General features: G+C 44.8%; 24 protein-coding genes. 6 read left to right on the top strand and 18 right to left on the bottom strand.

The window, feature by feature from the left end; genetic code table 11:
- Positions 1 to 17: 17 nt before the first annotated feature.
- Positions 18 to 659 (bottom strand): uracil-DNA glycosylase, encoded by a 642-nt coding sequence (locus AC2EXB_RS02660; protein WP_235198129.1) that lies wholly within the window; start codon positions 657 to 659, stop codon positions 18 to 20.
- Between the two features lie 153 nt (positions 660 to 812).
- On the opposite strand from AC2EXB_RS02660, the gene AC2EXB_RS02655 reads away from it, so the two are divergent.
- Together AC2EXB_RS02655 and AC2EXB_RS02650 are read left to right on the top strand one after the other, a co-directional pair.
- Positions 813 to 1,154, top strand: a complete 342-nt coding sequence (locus AC2EXB_RS02655; protein ID WP_235198128.1) for a P-II family nitrogen regulator — start codon at positions 813 to 815, stop codon at positions 1,152 to 1,154.
- Between the two features lie 12 nt (positions 1,155 to 1,166).
- Positions 1,167 to 2,450 (top strand): ammonium transporter, encoded by a 1,284-nt coding sequence (locus tag AC2EXB_RS02650; protein ID WP_483603502.1) that lies wholly within the window; start codon positions 1,167 to 1,169, stop codon positions 2,448 to 2,450.
- A 43-nt stretch (positions 2,451 to 2,493) separates the two neighbouring features.
- Here AC2EXB_RS02650 and AC2EXB_RS02645 read toward each other — a convergent pair whose 3' ends face one another.
- The 9 genes from AC2EXB_RS02645 to AC2EXB_RS02605 all read right to left on the bottom strand — a co-directional run bounded on the left by AC2EXB_RS02645 (position 2,494) and on the right by AC2EXB_RS02605 (position 10,356).
- Positions 2,494 to 3,108, bottom strand: a complete 615-nt coding sequence (locus tag AC2EXB_RS02645; protein ID WP_483603501.1) for a phosphatase PAP2 family protein — start codon at positions 3,106 to 3,108, stop codon at positions 2,494 to 2,496.
- Between the two features lie 99 nt (positions 3,109 to 3,207).
- The gene (locus tag AC2EXB_RS02640) at positions 3,208 to 3,888 is read right to left on the bottom strand and encodes an ABC transporter ATP-binding protein (RefSeq protein ID WP_483603499.1); all 681 of its coding nucleotides are present in this window, start codon (positions 3,886 to 3,888) and stop codon (positions 3,208 to 3,210) included.
- Positions 3,889 to 3,892: 4 nt separating this feature from the next.
- Positions 3,893 to 4,960 carry an ABC transporter permease gene (locus AC2EXB_RS02635; RefSeq protein ID WP_483603498.1) on the bottom strand — a complete coding sequence of 356 codons (1,068 nt, stop codon included), beginning with the start codon at positions 4,958 to 4,960 and terminating at the stop codon, positions 3,893 to 3,895.
- 161 nt (positions 4,961 to 5,121) lie between these two features.
- Complete coding sequence (locus AC2EXB_RS02630; protein ID WP_235198123.1) at positions 5,122 to 5,421, bottom strand: antibiotic biosynthesis monooxygenase family protein; 300 nt, start codon at positions 5,419 to 5,421, stop codon at positions 5,122 to 5,124.
- 183 nt (positions 5,422 to 5,604) lie between these two features.
- On the bottom strand, positions 5,605 to 6,561 hold the full coding sequence (locus AC2EXB_RS02625) for a siderophore ABC transporter substrate-binding protein (RefSeq protein ID WP_483603496.1): 957 nt from the start codon (positions 6,559 to 6,561) through the stop codon (positions 5,605 to 5,607).
- Between the two features lie 21 nt (positions 6,562 to 6,582).
- Positions 6,583 to 7,344, bottom strand: coding sequence for an iron ABC transporter ATP-binding protein (locus tag AC2EXB_RS02620; RefSeq protein ID WP_483603494.1), 762 nt, complete (start codon positions 7,342 to 7,344; stop codon positions 6,583 to 6,585).
- Positions 7,341 to 8,291, bottom strand: a complete 951-nt coding sequence (locus AC2EXB_RS02615) for an iron chelate uptake ABC transporter family permease subunit (RefSeq protein WP_235198121.1) — start codon at positions 8,289 to 8,291, stop codon at positions 7,341 to 7,343. The genes AC2EXB_RS02620 and AC2EXB_RS02615 overlap by 4 nt, the downstream gene beginning before the upstream one ends.
- Positions 8,284 to 9,234 carry an ABC transporter permease gene (locus AC2EXB_RS02610; protein WP_483603491.1) on the bottom strand — a complete coding sequence of 317 codons (951 nt, stop codon included), beginning with the start codon at positions 9,232 to 9,234 and terminating at the stop codon, positions 8,284 to 8,286. The genes AC2EXB_RS02615 and AC2EXB_RS02610 overlap by 8 nt, the downstream gene beginning before the upstream one ends.
- 264 nt (positions 9,235 to 9,498) lie before the next feature.
- Complete coding sequence (locus tag AC2EXB_RS02605) at positions 9,499 to 10,356, bottom strand: DUF6612 family protein (protein WP_483603490.1); 858 nt, start codon at positions 10,354 to 10,356, stop codon at positions 9,499 to 9,501.
- Positions 10,357 to 10,516: 160 nt separating this feature from the next.
- On the opposite strand from AC2EXB_RS02605, the gene AC2EXB_RS02600 reads away from it, so the two are divergent.
- Positions 10,517 to 12,238 carry an ABC transporter ATP-binding protein gene (locus tag AC2EXB_RS02600; RefSeq protein WP_235198118.1) on the top strand — a complete coding sequence of 574 codons (1,722 nt, stop codon included), beginning with the start codon at positions 10,517 to 10,519 and terminating at the stop codon, positions 12,236 to 12,238.
- A 39-nt stretch (positions 12,239 to 12,277) separates the two neighbouring features.
- On the opposite strand, the gene hflX is transcribed toward AC2EXB_RS02600, so the two are convergent.
- Entirely contained in the window at positions 12,278 to 13,549 is a 1,272-nt protein-coding gene (gene hflX / locus AC2EXB_RS02595; protein ID WP_483603489.1) for a GTPase HflX, read from the bottom strand.
- A gap of 94 nt (positions 13,550 to 13,643) precedes the next feature.
- Positions 13,644 to 14,372 carry a VOC family protein gene (locus AC2EXB_RS02590; RefSeq protein WP_483603487.1) on the bottom strand — a complete coding sequence of 243 codons (729 nt, stop codon included), beginning with the start codon at positions 14,370 to 14,372 and terminating at the stop codon, positions 13,644 to 13,646.
- 185 nt (positions 14,373 to 14,557) lie between these two features.
- Here AC2EXB_RS02590 and AC2EXB_RS02585 point away from each other — a divergent pair, with 185 nt between their 5' ends.
- Positions 14,558 to 16,114, top strand: coding sequence for a BCCT family transporter (locus AC2EXB_RS02585; RefSeq protein WP_483603485.1), 1,557 nt, complete (start codon positions 14,558 to 14,560; stop codon positions 16,112 to 16,114).
- A gap of 61 nt (positions 16,115 to 16,175) precedes the next feature.
- Here the strand turns inward: AC2EXB_RS02585 and putP are convergent, their stop codons facing one another.
- A complete protein-coding gene (gene putP / locus AC2EXB_RS02580; RefSeq protein WP_483603483.1) occupies positions 16,176 to 17,702 on the bottom strand; it encodes a sodium/proline symporter PutP in 1,527 nt (508 codons plus the stop codon).
- A gap of 108 nt (positions 17,703 to 17,810) precedes the next feature.
- Here putP and AC2EXB_RS02575 point away from each other — a divergent pair, with 108 nt between their 5' ends.
- Entirely contained in the window at positions 17,811 to 18,176 is a 366-nt protein-coding gene (locus AC2EXB_RS02575) for a DUF2188 domain-containing protein (protein ID WP_235199245.1), read from the top strand.
- A 303-nt stretch (positions 18,177 to 18,479) separates the two neighbouring features.
- On the opposite strand, the gene AC2EXB_RS02570 is transcribed toward AC2EXB_RS02575, so the two are convergent.
- The 3 genes from AC2EXB_RS02570 to desA form a co-directional block, all read right to left on the bottom strand.
- Positions 18,480 to 19,079, bottom strand: a complete 600-nt coding sequence (locus tag AC2EXB_RS02570; protein ID WP_251477475.1) for a response regulator transcription factor — start codon at positions 19,077 to 19,079, stop codon at positions 18,480 to 18,482.
- Positions 19,076 to 20,209, bottom strand: a complete 1,134-nt coding sequence (locus tag AC2EXB_RS02565; protein ID WP_483603481.1) for a sensor histidine kinase — start codon at positions 20,207 to 20,209, stop codon at positions 19,076 to 19,078. Before AC2EXB_RS02565 ends, AC2EXB_RS02570 begins: the two co-directional genes overlap by 4 nt.
- 90 nt (positions 20,210 to 20,299) lie before the next feature.
- On the bottom strand, positions 20,300 to 21,319 hold the full coding sequence (gene desA, locus AC2EXB_RS02560; RefSeq protein WP_483603479.1) for a Delta(5) desaturase DesA: 1,020 nt from the start codon (positions 21,317 to 21,319) through the stop codon (positions 20,300 to 20,302).
- A 262-nt stretch (positions 21,320 to 21,581) separates the two neighbouring features.
- Here desA and AC2EXB_RS02555 point away from each other — a divergent pair, with 262 nt between their 5' ends.
- Complete coding sequence (locus tag AC2EXB_RS02555) at positions 21,582 to 21,830, top strand: hypothetical protein (RefSeq protein ID WP_251477484.1); 249 nt, start codon at positions 21,582 to 21,584, stop codon at positions 21,828 to 21,830.
- A gap of 120 nt (positions 21,831 to 21,950) precedes the next feature.
- Here AC2EXB_RS02555 and cydC read toward each other — a convergent pair whose 3' ends face one another.
- Positions 21,951 to 23,657 carry a thiol reductant ABC exporter subunit CydC gene (gene cydC / locus AC2EXB_RS02550; RefSeq protein WP_483603478.1) on the bottom strand — a complete coding sequence of 569 codons (1,707 nt, stop codon included), beginning with the start codon at positions 23,655 to 23,657 and terminating at the stop codon, positions 21,951 to 21,953.
- Positions 23,654 to 25,378 (bottom strand): thiol reductant ABC exporter subunit CydD, encoded by a 1,725-nt coding sequence (gene cydD / locus AC2EXB_RS02545; RefSeq protein ID WP_483603477.1) that lies wholly within the window; start codon positions 25,376 to 25,378, stop codon positions 23,654 to 23,656. The genes cydC and cydD overlap by 4 nt, the downstream gene beginning before the upstream one ends.
- Between the last annotated feature and the right edge of the window lie 470 nt (positions 25,379 to 25,848).

Below are 25,848 nucleotides of genomic sequence, written 5' to 3'. Positions count from 1 at the left end.
CGTCGAATTAACCCAAGTCATTTCATGCGCAATAATTCTCCAAGCTTCTTCCAGTCCTCGTCTTTCAGCACTCGTACGGGTGGATTATAAAAAACGCTGGCAGGATGAAAGGTTGGAAAGACATGATAAGTTTCTTCCGTTTCCACAAATCGCTGGCCGCCTTCGTCCCATTTTAAAATCGGCGTTTCCATCAATACGCCATGTAGTTGAGTCACTTTAGCATCCGGGCCGATCAGGCGCTGCAATCCGATATTCCCAAGAGTCACAATGATAGGCGGTGCCACATCCCTTATTTCCGCATCAAGCAGCGGAGCATGCGCTATAATTTCTTTCTTCTTCGGCGCACGGTTGTATTTTCTCTCTGTAATCCGTCCATCCCGTTCCTTTTTCTTTCCCCATTTATAAGGGCGGCTCCGGACTGCACTTGTTATGTAGACATCTTCCCTTTCCAAACCAACGCTCCTTAAAGAAGCCATCAGCTCTTTGCCTGCTCTTCCGGTAAAAGGAATGCCGGTTTCCAGTTCATTTTCTCCCGGCGCTTCTCCGACGAGCATTAAAGCCGGATGATCCGGCCCCCGCCCACGGACAAACCCCTCTACTGGAAATCCTTTAATCCTTTCGATTCCAAGTTCGACCAACTCATCAGCTAATTTATACATTTCGCCACTCCATTCGGATAAAAATTAGTTTAATGTTAGGTTTACTAACATTAATTAAAATAAAAGCTTGCATTGTCAGAATATATTGTTTAATATGTTAACAAACCTAACATCGAAAAAATGTTAGAAACTTTGTATCAAGGAGGAGATAAAATGAAAAAGATTGAAACGATCATTCGCCCTTCCGTTTTCGCCAATGTCCGCCAAGCGCTGGCTCTTGAAGGCATCGATGGATTAAGCGTCACTGAAATCGCTGGAATCGGCAAACAAGAAGGCCGAGTCGGACTTTTCAGAGGGAACGCTTATACCATGGAATTCTCTCCGAAACTCAAACTTGAAATGGTCGTCGACGATTCAAAAGTCGAAAATATTGTAGAGGCACTGCTTGAGTATGCTTCGACCGGCGAAGTCGGAGACGGCAAAATCTTCATCCTGCCTGTTGAAGAAGCCATACGGATCAGAACGAAAGAACGCGGCGTTGTCGCGGTCGGATAAGGGGGAATTCAAATGGAAGCAGTACAAAGTTCAGTCGATATGATGTGGGTGATGCTCGGCACCATCTTAGTATTCTTTATGCACGCCGGGTTCGCGATGCTTGAAACCGGATTTACCCGTTCTAAAAACACACTCAATATTTTAATGAAAAACTTGATCACGGTAGCCCTTGGCTCTATCCTTTATTTTTTCGTCGGATTTGCACTTATGTTTGGGACTTCAAGTTTCGGGCTTATCGGAACAGACGGATTTTTACTCAGCGGGCGTGAAGATATCGGATTCTTCGTCTTCCAAGCTGTTTTTGCTGCTACTTGTGCAACAATCATTTCAGGAGCAGTCGCTGAACGCATGAGATTAGGCGCTTATATCTTGGTCACTGTAGCGATGACAGCTGTCATCTACCCGATTGTCGGACATTGGGTATGGGGCGGCGGCTGGTTGTCCCAAATCGGATTTATCGACTTTGCCGGATCGACGGTTGTCCACTTGACCGGAGCAACTGCCGCATTCATCACCGCTTGGAAACTCGGTCCCCGCATCGGAAAATACAGCGGGAAAATTGTCAATTCAATTCCCGGCCACAACTTGCCGCTCGGCGCACTTGGTGTGTTCATCCTGTGGCTCGGCTGGTTCGGCTTCAACGGCGGCAGCACACTTGCCGCTGACCCTGAACTTGTGCCGCCCGTCATTCTAAACACATTGCTCGCAGCTTCTGCGGCCGTTTTATCTACAGCAGTCTATACCCGTTTCCGCTTCGGCCGAATCGACCCTTCTTTGACGATGAACGGTGCGCTCGCCGGGCTCGTCGGAATTACAGCAGGTGCAGCCAACGTCTCGTTCATCGGTGCCATTGCCATCGGACTTTTGGCAGGCATCATCATGACAGAAGCCGTTCGCTTGCTCGATTCTAAAATCCGGGTGGATGATCCGGTCGGCGCCGTTGCTGTCCACGGCGTAGCTGGCATCTGGGGAACCCTCGCTCTTGGTTTCTTTGACACAACAGGCGGCTTATTGTACGGCGGCGGCGCAGAAATATTAGGGATTCAAACAGTCGGCATCCTCGCGGTCATCGCTTGGACTTCCGTCACAGCCGGAATTGTCCTATTTGCTGTAAATGCCGTTGTCCCGCTTCGCGTCACAGCAGAAGATGAAGAAAGCGGACTCGATTTTTCAGAACACGGTTCTCAAGCTTATGCTATGCAAGATGTTTTAAGCGGCACTTCCCCAATCAACGAAAGTTTTGCAGAGCGGCTTAATCAGCTCGGAAAGCATAGCGTCGCACAAAAACAGTCATAACACTTTAACAAAAAAGCTGGCGCGAAATTCGCAGCCAGCTTTTTTATGTTCTATTGTTTTTCTTAAGAGCCCGGAGCCTCGATTCATACCAAATGGCCACTGCGATAAACCATGTGTATCCGGCAAACCAGCCTGCCAAAACATCTGAAAAATAATGTTCACTGCCAGCTACCCTGGAAAGCCCGATGCTCAGAACCAATCCAATTGCGATGATCCAGACAATCCACCTCACTGTCTTGGAAAGCCCATTCTCCGCAATGAAATACGCTGCAGTAAAAAGGTAAAGCAATCCCACCATTGCATGTCCTGAGGGAAAGCTGAAACTTTCGAGGCCATGAGGAAAATCCGGCCGCTCTCTTTCAAAAAGATGCTTCAGCAATTGATTTAGCGCATTTCCTGCTCCTACTGATAAAACGACAAAAAGCATAGCCCTATAATTTCGCTGCGACAGCCAAAGGTATAAGAGCAGCGCGATACTAACCGCAAAAATTACCCATTGGTCACCGAGCAGTGACATTCCGTCTAGCACTCTCATGTCTTTAAGGTATTGCGACATCGTCCGGTCAATTTCCCGGAAAGGTTCACTGGAATAACTGAAAAGGATTGCAAAAAAGCCGAGTAAAGTCGCCATTCCGAGCGGATAAAACAAACGCTTCATGGTCCCTCACCTCCCTTTCTTTCTTATCATCAATGATAGTCGTTTTACTCGCTCGTGCAAAATTAAAACCCCTGGCAACTTTCGCTGCTAGGGGTTTTCTCATCCATTTTGTTCTTGTAATTTCAAAACGCCATCCACCATTTTATAGACCTTATCGCAATACTCGACCAACCGGATGTCATGGGTCACGACAATAGTCGTCGTTTTTTTATTTTTCGTTTCGTTTTTTAATAGCTGCATCACTTCATATGCGCGGTCCGAATCTAAAGACGCCGTCGGTTCATCCGCTAAAATAATCGAAGGATTGCTGTATAGCGCTTTCGCAATTGCTACACGCTGCCGTTCCCCGCCGGATAAATCCGATGGGTATTTATTGCGGAGGTCCGCAATCCCAAGATCGTCGTAAAGCTGTTCCAGCTCTTGCTTGTTCATATTATCCTTTTTCACTTTATCCAAGAGCTTCATTTGCTTATCCACCGTTAAAAAAGGGATTAAGTTCGAAGCTTGGAGAATGAAGCCGATTTCTTTCAGGCGAACTTTGGACAACTCTTTTTCATTTAGGGAAGCAATATTTTTCTCATTGATGAAGATATCTCCACTGGTCGGCGACAACAAACCGCCTGCTATCGTTAAAAATGTACTTTTCCCAGAACCCGATGGGCCGATGACGGCAATCAACTCGCCTCTTTCAGCCTGAAAGTCCGTTTTCTTAAGGACGTCCACTTTTTTATGGCCGCTGCCGAATGTTTTGTTGATTTGGTTCATTTCCAATACTGCCATTTGTTTAGCCTCCTATTGCTTTCAATGGATCGATTTTGACAATCGTCAATACAGAGAATACGGCTCCGATGACTGCTACAGCCACCAAGACCACTCCGTAAAAAAGCATTGTCGGGATTACAAACGCAACCGGTACAGCTGCCGGCAGGAATGCGCCTGTTACCAGTGTAAGGATAAGCCCAATCGCTACTCCGATAGCCGCTAGTATGAATGTTTGGGCTACGACCGATCGCGCCAAGTAGCCGCTCGGAATTCCTTGTGCTTTCATCACGCCGAACATGCTGATTTTCTGTACCGTTAGAACGTACAGGAAAATCGCAACAATCACGGATGAGATGCCGAACAAAAAGTAAATCATGAAATTCAACGTCAAACTTTGCGCCGTATAGCCTGGCAAGTTTTCAATGAACGTTTCCGACTCGATGGCTTCCAGCTCGCTATTATCCGTAATAGCTGCTATGTCATCCGTGCGTACGACCACTCCGTTGATTTGGTCTTTATTCGCTTCAGCTGCTTCACCGAATTTCACACGTTGAAAAGTAGCTAAATCTCCGTAAAGAACCGGTGCTGCGTTAAAGCGGGCATCTTCTGTAAAGCCGACAATCGTCAGTTTTTCATCGGTAGAAGACAATTCCAGTTCATCGCCTAAAGCAAAGCCGTCTTCTTTGATGGTGTCGCTCGCAATCACTTCATTGTCTGCCGAAAAACCCTCGCCTTCCGATACTTCCGGCATGATGAATTCATCTTCACGAATGCCGAAAAGAGATATGTTGGCTTTTTGGTCATCTGTGCGGGCAATGGTGTTGATCTGGCCAAGAACTGCCGTCTCATCAGCATTCATAGCCTCTGCTTCATCAATTGTCATCGTTGAAGCCACTAAGCTTTTATCCGATTCTTCGGTTAGGACAATTGCAGAAGCATCCCATTTGTCCACCGCTTCCCGGTTCAAACTAGCCAATCCGTTGGCAAGCCCTGATAAAAAGAACACAAGATAAGCAACTAGCATTAAAACACCGATGATCAAGGTGAATCTAAGTTTATTTTTTTGAATTTCGTTCCAAGCTAAAAACATCTTTCCACTTCCTATTATTTAATATGTAAAACACTTTCACAAACTACCCAATAAGTTGTACAAAACCTATACATTTATTATATACCCATTCCTTCGATTTTAACCGTCTTTTTGAAAATAAAAAAAGACAAACCTGTGACAGTCTGTCTTCGCTTCTATTATTACATGACATGGTAGGTGCTTTGTTCTACTTGGATGATGTGCTCGGGCTTCGGTTTACCGATCTGCGCTTTATGTCCAGCGATGTGGTCGGGATGCTTCTCCCAATTTTTCCAGTCCGTCTCGGATTCCCAGCGCACATACAAAATGACCTCCTCATCGCCACGGCGAATATTTTTCTTCAAAATCGTCCGGTCGATAAACCCTGGCTGTTCAGCCAATTTGTTCTTGCCGGCGAAACGATTAAGCACAAGATCAGATGTTCCTTCCTTCACCATAAAACGCTTCATTTGTACAAACATTTTCAACTCTCCATTCCTAATTGCTGTATTTTATAAAACAACACTCAGCGGGAAGCAGCCCGCTGAGTGTTGTTTGCCTTTTCATTCAGTTGAAGCACCCGGTTCCGCGAATGCTTCAACCGTTCTTGCTGTACAGCTCCAACGGCCAGGCCCTCGGGGCCTTACCGGCCATTTTCGCTTTTCTTACTCAAATGCTGATTGGATGTCTGCTACCATTTGGCTGACCGATTGCAATCCGCCACCTGATAGGTACCAGAAGTCTGGATCCAAGTAGATGATTTTATCGTTTTGGTAAGCCGTTGTTTTTTGCACTAATTCGTTTTCAAGTGAATCTTTTGCACTTGCATCATTTCCTACTGCCGCATTGCGGTCAACTACGAACATCATGTCCGGGTTTGTTTCCAAGATGTATTCGAACGAAATGCTCTGGCCGTGAGTTGAAGCTTCGATGCCTTCGTCCGCTTGTTTTACACCGAATACGTCGTGGATGATTCCGAAGCGTGAAGCTGCTCCGTACGCACTTACTTTTCCTTCATTCGCAAGAACGATTAATGCTTTTTCATCTGTAACGCTTGTTTTCAAGTCTTCGATTTGCTTATCGATTGCTGCTAGTTCTTCTTTCACTTGGTCTTCTTTACCGAAGATTTCCCCAAGCGTGTTCATGTTTTGTGTGAAAGAATCCATGTATTTTGTCGTATCTACACCCATGTGGATAGTTGGAGCGATGTCAGCAAATTCTTCATACATTGCTGCCTGGCGTCCAGAGATGATGATCAAGTCTGGATCTAATGCGTGGATTGCTTCAAAATCAGCTTCTTTTAATGTACCGACGTTCTCGTATTTCTCAGCGTCATTGTATTTTTCCAAATAAGTCGGAACGTTTCCTTGAGGAACTCCAGCTACAGCTTCAATTCCTAATTTATCCATTGAATCAAGAACACCAAAGTCAAAAACCACTACTTTTTCAGGGTTTTTATCGAATGTCGTTTCGCCTAGTTCGTGTTTCACTGTTACCGTTTCAGTTTCCGCTTCTTTTGTATCCGCCTCAGCAGAGTTTGCATCTGTTGCTTCGTCAGAACCGCAAGCTGCAAGGAAAGCAACCATCATCAATGTAAATGCTATTAGTAACCATTTTTTCATCTTTATTCGAGCTCCTCTTTTTTAAGAATTGAAGTATACGCAAATCCGGCAATTATCCAATTGCTGAATCGGAATATCCATATCATAGATTTCTTTCAATGCTGCACTTTGAATAATTTCTTCTGTCGGTCCGTCTTTCACGACTCTTCCGTTTTTCAAAGCCACGATTCGGTCGGAGTAGACAGAAGCAAAGTTGATGTCGTGCAAAACGATAATGACGGTCTTGCCCAGTTCATCGACCAGGCGGCGAAGGATTTTCATGATTTGGACGGAATGCTTCATGTCCAGGTTATTCAACGGTTCATCAAGCAGAACGTAATCCGTATCTTGCGCAATAACCATGGCGATAAAGGCACGTTGGCGCTGTCCGCCGGATAATTCATCCATATAGGAATTTTCCAGTTCCTTCAAATCCATGTATTCGATCGCTTGATCGACCATTTTCTCATCTTCATCATTCAACCGGCCTTTTGAATAAGGAAAGCGGCCAAAAGAAACCAGTTCGCGGATTGTCAAACGGACATTCATGAAGTTCGACTGCTTTAGGATAGAGACACGTTTGGAGAACTCATTGGACTTCAATTTTTTCGTGTTCATCGAATCAATCAGCACTTCTCCTGTATCTGCATCCAATAGCCGGCTGACCATTGAAAGAAGCGTGGATTTCCCCGCGCCGTTTGGTCCGATAAAGGACGTGATCTGGCCGCGTTGAATATCAACTGAAACATTTTCCACCACTTGCTTTTTACCGTATAACTTTGTCAGTTCGCGAACTTGGATCAATTAGATCGACTCTCCTTTAATAGTAAATAAATGAAGTAAACTCCACCGATGAAGTTAATGATGACACTTAAGGTAGTATTGAATGTGAACACACGCTCCACTACCCATTGGCCGCCCACTAACGCAACAATACTAATGACAGCAGCACCGAGAATGACAACCGAATGTTTATAGCTTTTAAAGAATTGATACGATAGATTCGCAACGATCAAACCGAAGAACGTAATCGGTCCGACAAGAGCTGTTGCAATGGCAATCAAAACTGCAGCTAATACGAGCATCTTTTTAACGAGTGCATCGTAGTCGACACCAAGATTGACTGACGTATCACGCCCAAGCGACAGCACATCCAAGGATGAATTATGTCTCCAGGCAAAAATGATCAATACCGCAATGACGATGACCGAAAGCCAAACCAGATCCGAATTGACGTTGTTGAAGCTCGCAAACATCTGATCCTGGACAATTTGGAATTCGTTCGGATCAATCAGCACTTGCAGGAACGTCGAGATGCTTCCGAAAAACGTCCCGCAAATGATTCCAATTAATAGAAGAAAGTAAATCGGCTGATTGTTTTTTCTAAAGAGCAGATGATAGAACAACAAAGCGAAAACGACCATCGCTGCGATTGATAAAACAAAATTGACTTGCTTGTTCATAATGGTGATATGATCTGATCCCAAGAAAAAGATCAGCAGCGTTTGAAGCATCATGTAAAGTGAATCCAAGCCCATGATGCTCGGAGTCAGGATCCGGTTATGCGTGATGGTTTGGAAAACCACGGTTGCATAAGCGATCGCAACTCCGGTAAGAACCATAGCGAACACTTTCACGCCGCGTCTTGGCAAGGCGTAATCGAAACTCCCGTTTAAGTCTTGGAACAGGTAGACGCCGCAAGCCGCTAATGCCAAACCGATCAGTATGAGCATCTTATGTAGATCACGCATAGGCTTTCCTCCTAAACAGAAGGAAGAGGAAAATAAAGCTTCCGATGACACCGACCATTAAACTGATGGAAATTTCATACGGGTAAATTAATACTCTTCCTAAAATATCGCATGCCAGCAAGAAAATGGCCCCAAGCATCGCCGTATGCGGCAATGTTTTTTGAAGGTGGTCACCTTTGAAAATTGAAACGATGTTCGGGATGATCAATCCGAGAAACGGGATCATACCGACCGTCAAGACGACAGTCGCTGTGATCAATGCCACGAGCACCAGTCCGATATTCACGACGCTGCGGTATTTCAACCCCAGATTCTTCGAGAAATCTTCCCCCATTCCAGCCACTGTAAAGCGATTCGCGTAAACATAGGCAATGATAAAGACCGGAACACTGATGTAGAGGAGTTCATAACTCCCTTTCATGATCATTGAGAAATCTCCTTGCAGCCATGCTGACATGTTCTGGATAACATCCGCTTTATAAGCGAAGAACGTCGTAATGGAAGAAAGGATATTCCCGAACATCAATCCGACTAACGGAATGAATATAGCATCTTTGAATTTGATGCGGTCAAGAATTTGCATAAACAGAAAAGTTCCGGCAAGTGCAAAAGCGAATGCCACTGTCATTTTCTCAAGCATCGATGCATTGGCAAACAATAGCATCGAGACGAGAATCCCCAGTCGAGTAGCATCGAGTGTACCTGCCGTCGTCGGAGACACAAATTTATTGCGGCTCAATTGCTGCATGATGAGTCCTGCCATACTCATTCCTGCACCCGCCAACAATATAGCGACCAACCTTGGCAGACGGCTGATCAAGAAAATCTGCGTTTCCTCCGATTGGAAGTCAAACAGATCGACGATGCTGATACTGCTGACTCCGACAAACAGCGAAATAACAGACAGTATGAGCAGTGCTGGTATTAAATAACGTTTTTTCATAGCTGCCCCTCATCCGTGTTCAATAAAACTATTGATTAATTCGAGAGTGATAATCATTATCACTTACTCACAAGTTTTAGTATAGCAGTTTGATGAGAAGAGTCAACGAATAATTGAGAATTATTTTCATTTAGATGAGAAAGTCTCATTTAGCAAATGATCTTTCCCCTCTGTTTTCTTCTTTTCAACGGCTAATCCATCTGAAAACAACAAAAAAACTGCAGAATGGCTAGTTTCCTACCATTCTGCAGCTCATATGATGAATTAAATTTCTTGCGCTTGCTCGATAACTTCTGCTGGTACTGTGATTGAATCAATCTCATCGTATTTGCTGTACTCAGAGTCAACTACCGATTTGATATTCATCGACTCTCCTTCAATTTCCATATCCAGGTCCATATCGATGTTAATGACGCTTGGCAAGAACGTTTCTTTATCAATGAAGATTTCATAAGCTACTTCATTGATTGTCATGCCTTCCAAAACAGTTTGCACTTCCATATCCATTTGTCCGAGCATCTGTTCCATCTGCTCGCCGATCAATTCTTGATACTCTTCACCAGAAGCGTTCAATTTCAATACATAATCATCCGCAGTCTGTTCGAATGTAAAATCATCTTTGAAAGCTTCCAGCTCTTCCATTTGTTTAGACGGATCTGCTGTTTGTTGATCCATCATTGTCTGCAGCTGTTCCATTTCAGTTGATGGCATTTTCATCCACGTTTCCATCGTTGGTTCAAACATATACATGCCTTCTTCTGTGTAATACATTTCCATCGTCATCGGAGGCATGTCGCCCATCTCTTCAGAGTTCATTTTTGTTTCGCCAGTTTGGTAGAATGCCATTGGCTCCATTGTCATGTCCATGGAAATATCAGAAACCGTTTCAATTTCCATTCCTGCTGATTCCACTGTCATCATTTGGCTGGTTGCCATATCGGCATGCAAGCTATTGATTTCTTCAGAAGCTTCATTTGTTTTTGTAAAAACTTCCTCTAAAGTCAAGTCACTGTCTGCCCCTTTTTCTCCTTCACTGCCTGCTGCCGGTTCTGCCGTATCACCGCATGCAGCCAGTCCTAGCGTCAAAATCCCTGCGCCCATTGCCATTGCCCATTTTCTCAAAATAATCATCCTTTCAGTTTCGTCTTACCTAATGATACGATGCTCAATGGAAAAAGTTTCAATATTTATTTCGAATTTTGAAATTGTATTCGTTTATTTGCAGTTTATCGCTTATACTTTTGTTTATGGTCAAGTAGAAACTTCATGAGGAGACTTCGCAATGAGATTAAAAAACTTTTTTAAATACTATAAGCCGCATAAGCGATTATTTGTCATCGACTTTTCCAGTGCTGTCATTGTCGCTATTCTGGAATTGGCTTTTCCAGTAGCAGTCCAATGGTTTATCGATGACCTTTTGCCAAGCGGCGAATGGAACAGCATCGTCACAGTCAGCATCCTATTGCTCGCTGTTTTTGTACTCAGCACATTCCTGCAGTATGTGGTCAGTTACCTCGGCCATAAACTCGGCATCAATATCGAAACGGATATGCGGGAAGAATTATTCACGCATGTCCAGCGCCAGTCTTTCCGTTTCTTCGATAATGTAAAAACCGGCCATGTCATGAGCCGCATTACGAATGATCTGTTTGATATCGGAGAGCTTGCCCATCATGGTCCGGAAGATTTCTTTATTGCCATCATGACGTTCTTTGGCGCTTTCGGCATCATGTTCTGGATCAATCCACAGCTTGCGCTCGTGACATTGATTGTCATTCCGTTCCTGATTTGGCTCATCACTTACTGCAACATTAAGATGAACACCGCTTGGAGCAATATGTACGGCAAAATTGCTGACGTTAACGGACGCGTAGAAGACAGCGTCTCCGGAGCTCGGGTAGTCCAGTCTTTCACGAATGAAGAATTTGAAATCAGCCGCTTCAAAAATGACAATGGTCGCTTCCGTTTAGCGAAACTTGTCGCTTATAAAGTCATGGCTGCGACACATTCAAGCATTTATATGATGACTCGGCTTTTAACGTTGATCGTCCTTGTCTACGGTGCATGGCTGAATTACCAAGGCCAGCTTTCATACGGTGAATTGGTCAGTTTCGTCTTGTTCTTGAACGTTCTCATTAAGCCGATTGATAAAATCAGCGCCTTATTGGAACTGTACCCGAAAGGGATGGCAGGGTTTGGCCGCTTTCAGGAATTGCTCGAGCAGCAGCCGGACATTCTCGACCGTAAAGATGCAATGGAAGTAAACGGGTTAAGAGGCGATATCGTCTTTGACGATGTCCATTTCGGCTACGATGACCACAAACAAGTATTGAATGGCATCAATCTTCAATTGCGCGCAGGCGAAACGATAGCCTTCGTCGGCCCTTCAGGCGCCGGAAAAACGACAATTTGTTCGTTGATCCCCCGCTTCTATGATATTCAAGAAGGAAGCATCTCGATTGATGGCATCGATATCCGCGATATGACCAAGCATTCGCTTCGTTCACATATCGGCATTGTCCAACAAGATGTATTCTTGTTCACTGGCACGATACGCGAGAATATCGCTTACGGACGACGTGATGCAAGCGATGAAGAAATTTTAGCAGCAGCGAGAAAAGCCCATTTGGAAGACTTCGTCAACAAGCTTCCTCAAGGCTATGAAACGCAGATCGGTGAACGCGGACTGAAGCTTTCCGGCGGCCAAAAGCAGCGTCTTGCGATTGCCCGCATGTTCTTGAAAAATCCACCTATCCTCATTTTGGATGAAGCAACATCTGCTCTCGATACCGAGACAGAACGCGTCATCCAAGAAGCTCTTACGGAACTAGCTGAAAACCGCACGACATTGGTTATTGCCCACCGTTTGGCGACCATCCGCGACGCTGACCGGGTCATTGTCGTCACAGAAGACGGAATTGCCGAACAAGGCGGATACGCCGAATTGATCGAACGAAATGGGATTTTCGCCAATCTTCACCGCATCCAATTCCAGCAATCCTAAAGGCTAAAAGCCGGCTCTCATTATGAGGGCCGGCTTTTCTTATTTGCCGATTACAAATTCTTCGAAACGATCGTAGTCGACTTTTCCCAATTCGATTTTCAGCAAGGTCCCTTCTTCCTCGTAGGCTGTTTCCAGAATAGTTGCATGGTCATTCAAATACGCTACTACATCGCCCCGATCGAACGGAACCATCATGCGGCATGTGACATGTCCTGAGAACAGATGCTGTTTGATCATCTCGATCAATTCATCCAGTCCGCGCCCTTCTTTTGCGGAAACCCACAAACTGTCGCCGTTCACTCTCGGGTACGGAATGCCAGCTAAATCGGCCTTGTTGTAGACATAAACAGTCGGCACCCCTTCCACTCCCACTTCATGGAGTGTCGCATGGGTAACGTTCATCATATGGCGATATTCTTCGTTGGACACATCAACGACGTGTAGCAGCAAATCCGCATTCCGTGCTTCTTCTAACGTTGAACGGAAAGCTTTGACCAAATGGTGCGGAAGTTTACTGACAAACCCGACCGTATCGGTCAGCAGAAAGTTTTTATTGTCCTCCAGTTTGATCTGGCGGACGGAAGTATCCAAGGTAGCAAACAGCATGTCTTTTTCAAAAACCTGTTTTTCTTCCTGCTGCCCGGATTTGTTCAAAAGCTCATTCATGATGGTGGATTTTCCCGCGTTCGTGTACCCGACAAGCGAAACGACCGGCGAGCCTGTCTTTTGTCGCTGTTTGCGCTGGGTTTCCCGCTGCGCGCGAATCTGTTCCAACTCTTTATGAAGCTTTGACAATTGCTCTTCAATTTTCCGGCGATCCAGTTCCAGTTTCGTTTCACCGGCACCACGGTTTGCCACTCCGCCGCCGCTGCTCCCGCCTTGACGGCCGAGCGATGCGCGCAAGCCCACTAAACGGGGCAACATGTATTGCAATTGCGCCAATTCCACTTGCACTTGCGCTTCACGCGTCTTAGCGCGGCGCGAGAAGATATCCAAAATCAACATTGTCCGGTCGATTACCTTACATTCCAGGTCTTCTTCCAAGTTGCGGATCTGCGACGGTGAAAGCTCGTCATTGAAAATCACCAGATTCGCATCCGCTTCTTCGTAGAAGGCTTTGATTTCTTCCACTTTCCCTTTCCCAACATAATGGGAGGGATTGATCCGCTCTAGATTTTGATGGATTTCCCCTGCCACTTCTACATTACAGGCTTCTGCTAAATTGCGGAGTTCTTCCATTTCGTATTCAAAATGAAGATCTTTTTGCAATTGCACACCCACTAAGACGGCTTTTTCATGTAATTCATCCATTTAATTTCCTCCTTCATGCTAAGTGGAGAATTTGCTTCCAAAGGCAAAAAAACATCAAATTATTTGCCCGTAAAATTCGATCCAACTTAATGCTCTAGTTCTCTCTATTCCCTTGTACTGGCAGCACGTAAACGCCAGCCTCGTAGGCCTCTTCGGTCTGCCCCTGTTTAAAAACAACTTTCTGAAGCCTTTCTTTTTGCCCCGCAATTTTTTCGAAGTCAATTCGGCAATTCGGCAGTTGCAATGAACCGCCTAATATCCGCACCCATTTCGAGCGGCTTTCTTCAGGATCGTGGACGCCGAAAATTAAAGAATCCAATTCCAGTTTTTCATTGGATGGCTGAATAGCTTGGCGTTTCCGCAAACTTTCATAGCGCATTTCATCTGTCTCTTCCCATTCGATGAAAAACGGTGCTGGCAATTGATCGGAAATTTCTTCTGTCAGGAACAACATTTTCCAGCGGATAACGTCACCGCTCCCTGTTTTTCTTTGGGCATTTAAGATGCCTGTAGTTTCAAACCCTTCTTTTATCAAGCGCTCATTCAGCGCTTCGATTCGATCGGTACGAAGGCAAACTGCCCCAAAACCTTGACGGTCATGGAGAAGCAATGCCGTTAAAGGATGATTAGCGTTTCTAGCGATGTCCATTTTCTCAACAGCGAGCCATTCAACATAACAGTTTTTCAAATAGAGAAGCGCATTATGCGTCCCCCATTGTTCGTGCCGGCCGCCGACAGCCGCATAAAACCCTTTTTCGCTCCAATGCGCAGCAGCCTGTTCCGGCGTTTCTTCGATAAAATGGACGATATGATCTAAATGCATAACTTACCTCCGTTAAGGGCATTTTGGCGAGTTTGCCAAGGTTTTTACTGGTTTCTTTTATTATGCTGCTGTTTGATCTGTAAGGCAAACTCTTAAGGCAATTGCCGATTAGGGGTGGTTTTCCTGTGTATTTTTCGTTACGGTAGGGTATAAGGAAACAGACAAAAGTAAAAAAGGAGGAAATTATGGATAAAAAACTACTGCGAAATCCAGTATTTATTGTTTCTGCTGCAGTTATTTTATTGCTCGTCATCATCGGGGCCGTTAATCCGATCGGCTTTGGCAACTTGGCTGGAACCTTATTCAACTTCACGACCATCAATTTCGGCTGGTTTTATTTATTGGCTGTGTTTATCATCATTCTATTTTTAATCTTCATTGCTGTAAGCAAATACGGCAGCATTCGGTTAGGGGCAGATTCCGATCGTCCTGAGTTTCCTTTTTTCACTTGGATCGGCATGCTATTCTCCGCCGGTTTTGGAGCAGGACTTGTTTTTTGGGGAGTCGCTGAACCGATGAGCCATTTTTTTACAACTCCATTCGATAATCCAGCGCAGACAGAAGAAGCCGCAAGAATTGCAATGGGCTACTCATTTTTCCATTGGGGCATTAGCCAATGGTCGGTTTTTGCCATCGTCGGCCTCGTTATTGGATTTCTGCAATTCCGCAAGAAGAAACCCGGATTGGTTTCAACAGCCCTTGAACCAATTGTCGGCAGCAAGCCTCTCGTTAAACACTCCATTGATTCTTTAGCAGTCATTGCTACCGTAATGGGAATTGCTACATCGCTCGGTCTTGGCGTTCTGCAAATGAACGGCGGATTGAACGCTGTATGGGGAATTGAAAATTCCTTCGGCATCCAATTGACGATTATCGGGGTTATGTTTTTAGCTTATACCCTTTCTTCATCTACTGGCTTACATAAAGGCATTGCCTACCTCAGCAATTTAAATCTCGGACTTGCACTTGTCTTAATGATTTTCGTCTTTTTCGCAGGGCCGACAGTTTTCATTTTAGAAACGTTTACGTTGGCAATCGGCGACTACATCACAAATTTCGTCCAGTATAGCCTGCGCCTTCAGCCTTACCAAGGCGGCGATTGGGTTCTGGGTTGGACTATTTTCTATTGGGCCTGGGCAATTGCTTGGTCCCCATTTGTCGGTGCTTTTGTTGCCCGCGTATCGAGAGGCCGCACCATCCGCGAATTCATACTGGGTGTCATGGTCATTCCTCCTGCAATTGCATGCGTCTGGATTGCTGTATTTGGTGGAACCGCGCTTTGGTACGACTTGAAGCAAGGATCTAATATTGCAGAAGCAGTGGACGCTGATTTGACATCGGCTTTGTTCCAGACTTTTGACCAACTTCCATTAACCGGCATCATGTCGGTACTGGCAATTCTGCTGATTTTCACGTTCCTGGTCACTTCAGCAGACTCCGCTACTTATATCTTAGCCAGCATGACGAGCTTCGGCAGCTTGAATCCCCCTACCTTTTTCAAAATTGTTTGGGGTGTCTTAATGTCCGCTATCGCTGCTGTCCTGCTTTATGCAGGCGGGCTTGAAGCGCTGCAGACTGCCTCACTCATATCAGCATTGCCGTTTACGCTGCTGCTCCTGTTAATGGTATTCGCTTTCTTGAAGATCATTAGAGGGGAAACTATCCCGATCCGGCAAGCGGATCTTCGCCGCTTCGAAAAATTGCAAAGAGAAGCGAGAAGAATGCAAGAGAAAAAACGGTAAGCATGGATTCAAAACAAAAAGGCTTCAGAGATCCATACGGATTTCTGAAGCCTTTTTAACATTACTTAACAGGCACTTCTTTGATCAACCGTTCAGTTTCACTGAACTCTTTTTCAATTTCGTCGTTCTTCTTGTAAGTGATTAAGCTGACAATGATTGCGACAAGCAAGCACAGGATAAATCCTGGAATAATTTCATAGACACTGCCGATGAAATTGGTCACAGCTGTTGCTCCTGCATCCTCCGAAGTCGTACCGATGGCATCCCAGATGATGACAGTAGCAGCTCCGACAATCATTCCAGCAAGCGCACCCCAAGTTGTAAGCTTGCGCCAGAATAGAGCCAGCAGGATAAGCGGTCCGAAAGCGGCACCAAAACCTGCCCAAGCATAAGCAACCAAGTCGAGAATGGTTTCATTTTGTTCCCAGGCAAGGAAGGCAGCGATTAAAGCGATAACCAATACCGCTAATCGGCCTAAACTGACATATTGCTTGTCTGTTGAAACTTTCTTGAATGCGATTTTATAAAGATCTTCAATCAACGCTGAAGAAGTAACGATCAACTGAGATGAAATCGTGCTCATGATTGCTGCCAGTACCGCAGCTAACATGAATCCGGCAATTAACGGATGGAAGAAAATCTGTCCAAGGACGATAAAGACGCCTTCCGGATCGCCCAGCTCCAAATTCGGATTTTGCTGGAAGTACGCAATCCCTACCAATGCCGTCGCTGTAGCTCCAAGCAAACTCAAAATCATCCAGCTGATGCCGATGCGGCGCGCTTGGCGTACTTCTTTCAAAGTTTTGATTGCCATAAAACGGACGATGATATGAGGTTGGCCAAAGTAACCTAAGCCCCAAGCTACGGCCGAAAGGATCCCGATGAACGAAGCGCCGGTTGTGAAGTTCAACAGTGTCGGATCCACAGCACGGATGCTGTCAGCCGTTTCACTGAATCCTCCAGTCACAAATACCCCAATAAGTGGGACCAAGATAAGCGCTAAGAACATCATCAAGCCTTGGACAAAATCCGTATAGCTTACAGCCAAGAATCCGCCGAATAATGTATAGGCGACGACAACTGCTGATACGATGACCAAGCCGAGATGGTAATCCAAGCCAAACGAGCTTTCAAAAAACACACCGCCTGCTACCATTCCTGATGATACATAAAATGTGAAAAAGATTAAAATGATAATTCCGGAAACGATACGCAGTAAACGAGAATTGTCTTTCAGACGGTTTTCCAAGAAACTTGGAATGGTGATTGAATCACTGGTGACAAATGAATACATGCGAAGGCGCGGAGCTACGAAGAACCAGTTTAAATAAGCACCGATTGTCAATCCGATTGCAATCCACACTTCTACAAGACCGCTTACGTAGATAGCCCCTGGAAGGCCCATCAATAGCCAGCCGGACATATCTGCCGCTCCAGCACTCAATGCCCCGACTGCTGCTCCTAATCCTCTTCCCCCAAGCATGTAATCGGTCAAGTTGACTGTTTTGCGGTAGGCATACCAGCCAATAAATAGCATGGCAGCCATGTAAATGACCAAGGCAATTATTTGATACGTTGTATCTGACATTTCATCCCCTCCTTTCCCATTATTGTATCACCCTAAGTCTTTAATACCAGTAGATTTTTGTTTTTTATTGAAGGGAAATGGGAAAAGAAAATCAAGGAGGCGATGACTGTGCCATGGAGCAAAAAAGACTACCCCGATTCTTTTAAAAATCTGAATGCCGATGTCCGCGATAAGGCAATTGAAATCGCAAATGCCTTGTTGCGTGATGGGTACGAGGAAGGCCGCGCGATTCCAATCGCGATGAGCCAAGCGCAAAAAAATGTCGAAGGCGATAAGGAAAAAGTAATTTATGAAATCCGTTCGCATGATGACGGATGGCAGCTAAAGAAAAAAGACAGCAAAAAAGCGATTCTCATCGAAGAAACCAAAAAAGAATTGATGGGTGAAGCAAAGCGCTACGTGAACAAAAACCACGGCGAATTGCATATTTACACCGAAGACGGTTCGCTCGAAGACACTTTGTACGAAGACTGATTGTGAATTCAGCTCGGCCAATATAAAATGCCGCTGTCTATTGGACAGCGGCATTTTATATTGATCGGATTCAAACGTATAGCTTGTCGGTTCATAAGCCAATTTGGCTGTGCGGCAAAGAGCGCCGCTTCGCCGGTCCGTCTTATGCCCGGCAGAGCTACATGGGCGCTTGCGCTTTTCTTCTTGTCCAGACTCCATCGCCCAGCTCTTTGGGTCATAAACCGACCCGGCTGTGCGGCAAAGAGCGCCGCTTCGCCGGTCCGTCTTATGCCCGGCAGAGCTACATGGGCGCTTGCGCTTTTCTTACTTAAACCAGCCTTTTTCTTTGAAGCGGGAAATGGCTTCGATGCGGTTGCCTACTTCTAATTTATCAAGAATGGTTGAAATGTAATTGCGGACGGTTCCGCTTGTGATGAATAATTCCTTGGCGATGTCTTTTGTGCTTTTGCCTTCAGCAATCAATTCCATCACTTGCTTTTCGCGTTCCGTCAGCGGATTTTCGTCGGAATATGCCAGATCAACAAGTTCTGGTGCGTAAATCCGGCGTCCATCCATAATCGTTCGGATGGAAGTCGCCAAATCTTCGCTTGGGCTGTCTTTCAGCAAATAACCGCTGACTCCCGCTTTTCGTGCACGTTCAAAATAACCGGAGCGCGCAAAAGTGGTTAAAATGATGATTTTGCAGGGATGGTCTTTTAAAGCTTCTGCCGCATCCAAGCCGCTCTTTAGAGGCATTTCAATATCCATAATGACAATATCCGGCTGATGCTGCTCTACGAGTGCAATGGCTTCTTCGCCATTGCTCGCTTTTCCGACCACTTCCAGATCTTCTTCCAAATCCAATAAGGAACCAAGTGCCCCGAGCATCATCCGCTGATCTTCAGCTAACACGATTCGAATCATCTGACTTCCCCTTTCGTTTCATATAAAATCACATTCGGCACCCGGATATTCAATGTTGTGCCATCCATCGTCTGAATGTCCACGCTGCCGTTTACGAACTCTAAGCGTTCGCGCATTCCCGCAAGTCCATTGCCCTGCTGTTTTTTAGTTCCTTCAAGGCCGATGCCGTCATCTTGAACTTGCACAAGCACTTCTTCCGGTTTTTGCTTGATTAAAATGCTGCAGCGTGTAGCTTGGCTGTGCTTAACGACATTCGTCACGGCTTCTTTCAAACACATGCTTAACACATTTTCTACTAAAAGCGGCGTATTTGTCAGCTTCGCATTGCCGTATAAGACAAAATCGATTTCTGCCGCTTTTAAAATTTGCTGGATCCGCAGCAGTTCATCTTCAACTTTCGTACCGCGCATATCCGACACCAATTCCCGCACTTCTTTCAACGCTGTGCGGGCTGTTTGCCGGATGTCGTTAATTTCGTTCAAGGCTGCATCCGCATCTCTATGGAGTAATTTCCCGGCCAAGTCACTTTTCAATCCGATCAGCGAGAGTTTTTGCCCTAAGGTGTCATGCAGATCACGGGCAATCCGCTCCCTTTCCTCAATGACCACGAGCTGGGAAATTCGTTTGTTTGCATCTTCCAACTGTCCTTCAAGCTTCTCGCGCTTATTGCGGTTGTAAGTATTGAATGGCAGCAGGATGACGCCGAGTATCGTGAGTACGATAAACGGCAATTGCGATAAATATAACGTGCTGTGCTCAATCATCCCAAGCACAACAGCCAAAATCGTCGTGCCGATCAGGAAGCCATAAATGATGAAAAATCCGATTTTGTTGCGGATATTGCCGATGAAAAAGGCAAGGAAAATGGCTAAGTAGACATATCCGAACAAAAACGTCATCGCAACGTTGATCATCATTTCAATGCCGATCCATACGTAGACAAAACCGGTCCTTGAGTTGAATGACAGCCGGTATGCGATAAAGAAAATCAGCAAAGACATGATTCCGAGCAGAACGTCGATAAACGATGAAGAGCGGAAAATGAAAAAGAACGGCAAGATGCAGAATATGACCCATGCGTAAAGGCTGAGCCATGGGTTTTTCGGGAAAATTTGATACCAGCTGTGCATAAAAGGGCTCCTTCTCTTCTAATACTATCAATCATACCAAACAACTAAAAAAAGAAAAAACCATTCAAAGTGAATGATTTTTTCTTTTCGTTATTGTGCAGTCATTTTGTTTTCATTCAGCAAATGCTTGATGTCGCCAAAAGTGACAAACGTTTTGTTTTTCGCATCGTACACTTTATAGCGCAATGATTTAAGACTTGTTTTGATATCGATTGTCGTCGCTTGTTGAAGCGGCGGAGTGGATTCATGCGCTTTTTCCAAATTGTAGTTCGGAACCCGCGGGCTCAAATGGTGCACATGGTGGAAACCGATATTCCCTGTTACCCACTGCAAAACTTTCGGAAGTTGGTAATATGAACTTCCTTCTACAGCTGCTTTCACATAATCCCATTCGTTTTCATCTTCGAAATACGAATCTTCAAATGTATGCTGGATGTAGAACAGCCAAATGCCAAGTGCGCCTGCTGTAAACATTGTAGTTCCTTGAACAATCAGGAATGCCTGCCAGCCGATTGCCCAGATAAGAAGTGAATAAATCACGACAAGAGAAATATTGATCAAATACGTATTGTTGCGTTCTTTTTTACGTGCATCTTTACGGTTGAAACGGCTTGAGATCAAAACCAAGAATAATGGCCCTAAACCGAACATTACTAATGGGTTGCGGTACATACGGTATTTGAAACGTTCCCATTTAGAAGCTTCTACATATTCTTCGATCGTCATGACCCAAATATCGCCGACGCCGCGCTTATCTAAATTTCCGCTTGAAGCATGGTGGATCGAGTGCTCGCGTTTCCATTTTTCATAAGCGAATAATGTCATAATTCCCGTAATTGTTCCGACAACTGCATTGGCTTTTTTGTTCTTAAAGAACGAACCGTGTGTGCAATCGTGGAAGATGATGAACGTACGAACGACAAAACCTGCAGCAACGATACATAAAGCGATCGTTAGCCAAATGGAGAAGTCAAGAGCGAAGTATGCCAAAGTCCATGCGATGATGAATGGCGGAATCGTATTCACCAATTGACGTACACTTGCTTTTACATCTGCTTTTTCGAACGGTGCTACAAACTTGCGTAATTGCGCTGTTTTTTCTCTGCTCATGTTCTTCCTCCTTATACGGGTTTGTCTGCCCGGATAACTTATTATCCTAATCATAAAGAATCCGGCTATGACAAAAAAGGCATAAACGCATGGATGTTATATGACACTTGTCATGTATTGCTGGTTTTGGTAATGCCCTTTTGTGGAATACCAGTAAAGAAACGAAGAATTCTTCCATTAAATGCCGTCAATATCCTTTTTCATTTACTCATCATCAGGTATACTGAAATAAATCAGAAAATTCAAAAGAGAGGTGAACAGTGTGACTGGGCTCGTAGCTGTGATTATGATTTTTTCAATTCCACTCGCTGGCATCATTACCTCCCATTTCCAAACCCAAACGAAGCTTAAGAATAAAATGATCGAAAGCCAATTGGAGCTTGAACGGTTGAAGCATGAGAATTTTGTGATTGAGACGCAAAAGATGCGATTAGAATTAGAACAGATGAAACTTGAAGATGCAAAAAGAGAGCAAAGTTTCTATATCGAAAAGGAAAAAACACTCTTATAGACTTTTCTATAAAAGCTGGTCTAGCCGACCGGCTTTTTTTGCCGGTAAAATTATTGCCATAATCCTCTTCCTAAAAAAACGGAAGGCCCTCGCTTGAATGCGATGCCTTCCGTTTTTTGTTTATGCAAATATACTTTTTTCGACTTGCTTCAATTTATAGAAATACCCTTGCCGCTTCATCACTTCTTCGTAAGTACCGGTTTCAATGACACGGCCTCGTTCCATGACGATGATTTGGTCCATCTGTTCAAGACCGGATAAATCATGGCTAATGATGATAAAGGTATTCTTTTCGCCGTTTGCAAAAAGCTCTTTATAAATTGCTTGAGCAGTGACACTGTCGACAGATGAGACAGGTTCATCAAGCAGCCAAATCGGTTTCGATTTCAACAAAGCTCTGGCAATCGCAAGACGCTGCTTTTCGCCGCCCGACAAATTTGCCCCTTTTTCACTGACTTTCGTGTCTAACGAGAACTGGTCCAGCTGAACCTTGTTCAATGCTTCCTGCATCGCTTCCTCTGACGCCTCTTCATTGGCAATCAATAAATTGCTGCGGATGGTGCCAAAGAAGAAATGATTTTCCTGCAGCACGACATTCATTGCATTCCACAAATTTTCCTGGCGTACATTTTGAAGCAATTTGCCGCCGATGGTAATATCCCCGGAATCAATGTCCGCAATATTCAATAGGACCTGCAGCAAAGTCGATTTCCCCGAACCGCTCGGCCCGACAATCGCTGTTTTCGTTCCTTCTTTAATTGTCAGGGAAACATGGTCAAGTGCTGGCCGTTCCTCATTCGGATACGTAAAGGCCACTTTATCCAATTTGAAATCCAGCGGCCCGCTAGGCAGCCCAAGCAGTTTTTCGCTATTTTCTTCTTGGGCTACAACATTTTCCAAACGGACAGCCGCTTTGCGGTTGTCTTCGAAATAAGCAGGAAATACAGCCATTGGCGGAACGCTTTCAAATACGGCCAACGAAATCATCACGAGCATAGCCAAATACAGGCCGTCCAACTGGTCAGTGGCTACAAAATAAGTTCCTAGCCCTAATACGAAAAAGGACACAAGAAGTGCCACAAAACCATTCACTGACTGGCTTAAGTTTTCTTCAAGCCCTGCTTTTCGCTGCTGTTCGGCATAGTCATCTGAAAAAGCAGCTAGCTGCTGTTCTTTACTTTCCAATTGCTGATAGATTTTCAGGTCACGGAAACCGAAAAGAAATTCAGTCGCTTCCGATGATAGGGCAGCCCGGCTTGTCCGAGTAGCGGAATCGATTTTCCGTTGGCGCCACGCAAAGATCGCTGGCACTACGATAATCGTTAAAACCATGCCTCCGGCAATCACAAGCGCAATGGCGAATGAAAAGAAAGAGGTAAAGAAGATGGTGCTTAAAAAGACGATGCCAAGAACGACTGGCGGATAAAATACCCGCAGCAAAAAGTTCTGCAAACTTTCGACATCGCCAACAATACGCGCCAATAAATCTCCGCTTCGATATTTCTGGAAGATTTGCGGCGCATGCGGTTCAAGACGTTCGAAAAAGGACACGCGCAAATTGCTGAGCATCGAAAAAGTTGCACGGTGCGAGAATAAACGCTCCGCATAGCGGCTTAACGCTGACACCAAACCGAATAATTTCAGGCAGGCACCCATGATGATCAAAATGGTCATCTGCGAAGTCAGCGCCGCCTTCGAGATTAAATACCCGCTTGAAGCCATTAGGGCAACTCCTGCGATACCCGCTAGAAAACCGAAAAAGATTGCGATGCTGACGTCTCTTTTTTCCCGGATCGTCAGCAGCAACACTTGCTTTAATTCCTTCATTGCAAGACACCTCCTTGCTGGATAGCCAGCATCTCCCGGTAAGGGCCGTACATTTCCAACAATTCCTCATGGCTGCCTTTTGCCGCTAACTTCCCGTCAGCCAAAACTAAAATTACATCTGAATTTCTCACTGTATGCAGACGGTGCGCCACAGTAATAATGGTCGCTTCCCGGCCAAGTTCTTCAATCGCTTCCTGCAGAAATTTTTCGGTAGTTAAATCCAATCCCGATGTAGGCTCATCAAAGAGAATTAGAGAAGGTTTTTTAAGAAAAGCACGTGCCAAAGCAATGCGCTGTTTTTCACCGCCGGACAATCCTCTTCCCGCTTCCCCAACAGGCGTATCAAAGCCGAGTTTCAATGAATAAACCATTTCCAGAATTCCAGCTTTCCGTGCAGCTTCCACCAATTCATCTTCTGTCGTCGGCCGGCTCGTGCCGATTAAAATATTTTCTTTAATTGTACCTGCAAATAAATACGGATTTTGAGAAATATAACTCAAGTGATTGAACCAGGACTTCTCGGCGATTTCATTTCTAGGGATGCCATTCACTAAAATTTGCCCATGCTGTACGGGCAATAAGCCCGCAATGGCATGCAGCAAAGTCGTTTTTCCTGATCCGCTTTTCCCGATAATCGCTATTTGGCTTCTAGGAGAAACCGCTACATCAATTGGCCCTAATTCGAATCCACTTTCGTATCGGAAAGACAAAGCATTCACGTTGACAGCAAGCGGCTGTTGAGGCATTTCAACCTCTCCCCAAGCGACTGGCTGATGTTCTTTCTCAAGCTCGGCCGCCAAGCGTTTCGCTGCTGCTGCACTGCCGCGCCCCGTATGGAATGCACTGCCAAAATCTTTCAATAAGTTGAAGAAATCAGGCACTAAGATCATCACAAAAAATGCCGTAAAAAAAGTTAAATTATCATAGACCACAAGCCGTAAACCGATTTCCAATGCAATGATCCCCATGCTGAGCATGGAAATGTATTCGAGCATCAGCGAAGACAAAAACGCTGACTTCAATACTTCCATTGTTGCGTCCCGAAAATCGAGGCTGCTTTTTTTAATGACTTGCTTTTGCTGTTCCGCACGCCCAAATAGTTTTAAAGTCGTCAATCCTTGAAGGACATCCAAAAAAGTTCCTGAAAACTGGCCGAGCTTTTCCATTTGTGCATCGGCTTTTTCCTTGGTCTTAATGCCGACAAGTGCCATAAATACAGGAATAAATGGAGCCGTGATCAATATGATAAGCCCCGTCACCCAATGTTGAGAAAAAATCACCACTAATAGAAGGACAGGGATGATTGCACTTTGAATCATTTGAGGGATGTATTTATTAAAATAACCGTCTACTTCGTCGACTGCATCCAGAAGCAAGCTGACTTTTTCACCTGATTGCCCTTGGACAGAAGCTTGAAGCGGATTTCCAGCAAATGAGGCAGTCAACTTCGTTCGCAAGGTACTTTTGGCTTCGGAAGCTAAATTCACACCCGTTCTGCCAATCGCATAGCCACTAGCCGCACGAATCAATATCGCTGCAAGCAAGCCCCAAAAATAGGGCAGAACTTCTTGGAATGAGGCATCTTTTAAGAATACCGCATCTGCGATCCAGACAAAAAACAACGCTTGCCCAATCATCGCAAGCCCTTTTAATAGAGAAGCGACAATCAACCAAGCCATTCTATTTTTCCGTTCAAACGCTAGCTGTTTAAGATCAAGCATGCAATTCTCTCCTTTAGCTGCTGTTACTTCTATTATAAGGCATAGAAGGTTAAATTCCGCTCCAGCGGCCCGCTGTTAGGCGTTTTTCCGGTATGTTTGTTACAAAGCTGTTCACAAACGCACCGGACAGAAAAAGGCAGTCAAATAAAAAAATCACAGCGGCCTTCCGCTGTGATTTTTATGAATGCGTTGAACGTGATTGCGACTCTCTTTTCTGCGACCTTTGAAGGACTGATGACAAAAAAGAAATATCTTGTTGAATTTGCGATTTTAAATAATCGTCCATGCATTTCTGATATTCCAAACTAAGTTTATATAGTTCGTATTCAAAAATAGTCTGTTCCTCTTTTGTCATCAAGATCCTCACCCCACTTCATGGTAGTTTCAAAGACCCAAGCTGATGTACCTATTAATTTGTGCCATCATACCATTAATTTTCTGAAAAGTCAAATTATATAGGCCTTTTAATA

The sequence above is a fragment of the Planococcus alkaliphilus genome (genome assembly GCF_057031095.1).
Note: the sequence above shows the minus strand (reverse complement) of the source record. Positions and strands in the feature narration are given on the sequence as shown.

Bases quoted from the DNA above. Each gene is read 5' to 3' on its own strand.
- AC2EXB_RS02585 (WP_483603485.1), top strand. From the start codon at position 14,558: ATGGATAAAAAACTACTGCGAAATCCAGTATTTATTGTTTCTGCTGCA.
- AC2EXB_RS02600 (WP_235198118.1), top strand. From the start codon at position 10,517: ATGAGATTAAAAAACTTTTTTAAATACTATAAGCCGCATAAGCGATTA.
- AC2EXB_RS02630 (WP_235198123.1), bottom strand. From the start codon at position 5,421: ATGTTTGTACAAATGAAGCGTTTTATGGTGAAGGAAGGAACATCTGAT.
- cydC (WP_483603478.1), bottom strand. From the start codon at position 23,657: ATGAAGGAATTAAAGCAAGTGTTGCTGCTGACGATCCGGGAAAAAAGA.
- AC2EXB_RS02640 (WP_483603499.1), bottom strand. From the start codon at position 3,888: ATGGCAGTATTGGAAATGAACCAAATCAACAAAACATTCGGCAGCGGC.
- AC2EXB_RS02645 (WP_483603501.1), bottom strand. From the start codon at position 3,108: ATGAAGCGTTTGTTTTATCCGCTCGGAATGGCGACTTTACTCGGCTTT.
- AC2EXB_RS02660 (WP_235198129.1), bottom strand. From the start codon at position 659: ATGTATAAATTAGCTGATGAGTTGGTCGAACTTGGAATCGAAAGGATT.
- AC2EXB_RS02615 (WP_235198121.1), bottom strand. From the start codon at position 8,291: ATGCGTGATCTACATAAGATGCTCATACTGATCGGTTTGGCATTAGCG.
- AC2EXB_RS02655 (WP_235198128.1), top strand. From the start codon at position 813: ATGAAAAAGATTGAAACGATCATTCGCCCTTCCGTTTTCGCCAATGTC.
- AC2EXB_RS02610 (WP_483603491.1), bottom strand. From the start codon at position 9,234: ATGAAAAAACGTTATTTAATACCAGCACTGCTCATACTGTCTGTTATT.
- desA (WP_483603479.1), bottom strand. From the start codon at position 21,319: ATGAGCAGAGAAAAAACAGCGCAATTACGCAAGTTTGTAGCACCGTTC.
- hflX (WP_483603489.1), bottom strand. From the start codon at position 13,549: ATGGATGAATTACATGAAAAAGCCGTCTTAGTGGGTGTGCAATTGCAA.
- AC2EXB_RS02650 (WP_483603502.1), top strand. From the start codon at position 1,167: ATGGAAGCAGTACAAAGTTCAGTCGATATGATGTGGGTGATGCTCGGC.
- cydD (WP_483603477.1), bottom strand. From the start codon at position 25,378: ATGCTTGATCTTAAACAGCTAGCGTTTGAACGGAAAAATAGAATGGCT.
- AC2EXB_RS02570 (WP_251477475.1), bottom strand. From the start codon at position 19,079: ATGATTCGAATCGTGTTAGCTGAAGATCAGCGGATGATGCTCGGGGCA.
- AC2EXB_RS02565 (WP_483603481.1), bottom strand. From the start codon at position 20,209: ATGCACAGCTGGTATCAAATTTTCCCGAAAAACCCATGGCTCAGCCTT.
- AC2EXB_RS02590 (WP_483603487.1), bottom strand. From the start codon at position 14,372: ATGCATTTAGATCATATCGTCCATTTTATCGAAGAAACGCCGGAACAG.
- AC2EXB_RS02635 (WP_483603498.1), bottom strand. From the start codon at position 4,960: ATGTTTTTAGCTTGGAACGAAATTCAAAAAAATAAACTTAGATTCACC.
- putP (WP_483603483.1), bottom strand. From the start codon at position 17,702: ATGTCAGATACAACGTATCAAATAATTGCCTTGGTCATTTACATGGCT.
- AC2EXB_RS02625 (WP_483603496.1), bottom strand. From the start codon at position 6,561: ATGAAAAAATGGTTACTAATAGCATTTACATTGATGATGGTTGCTTTC.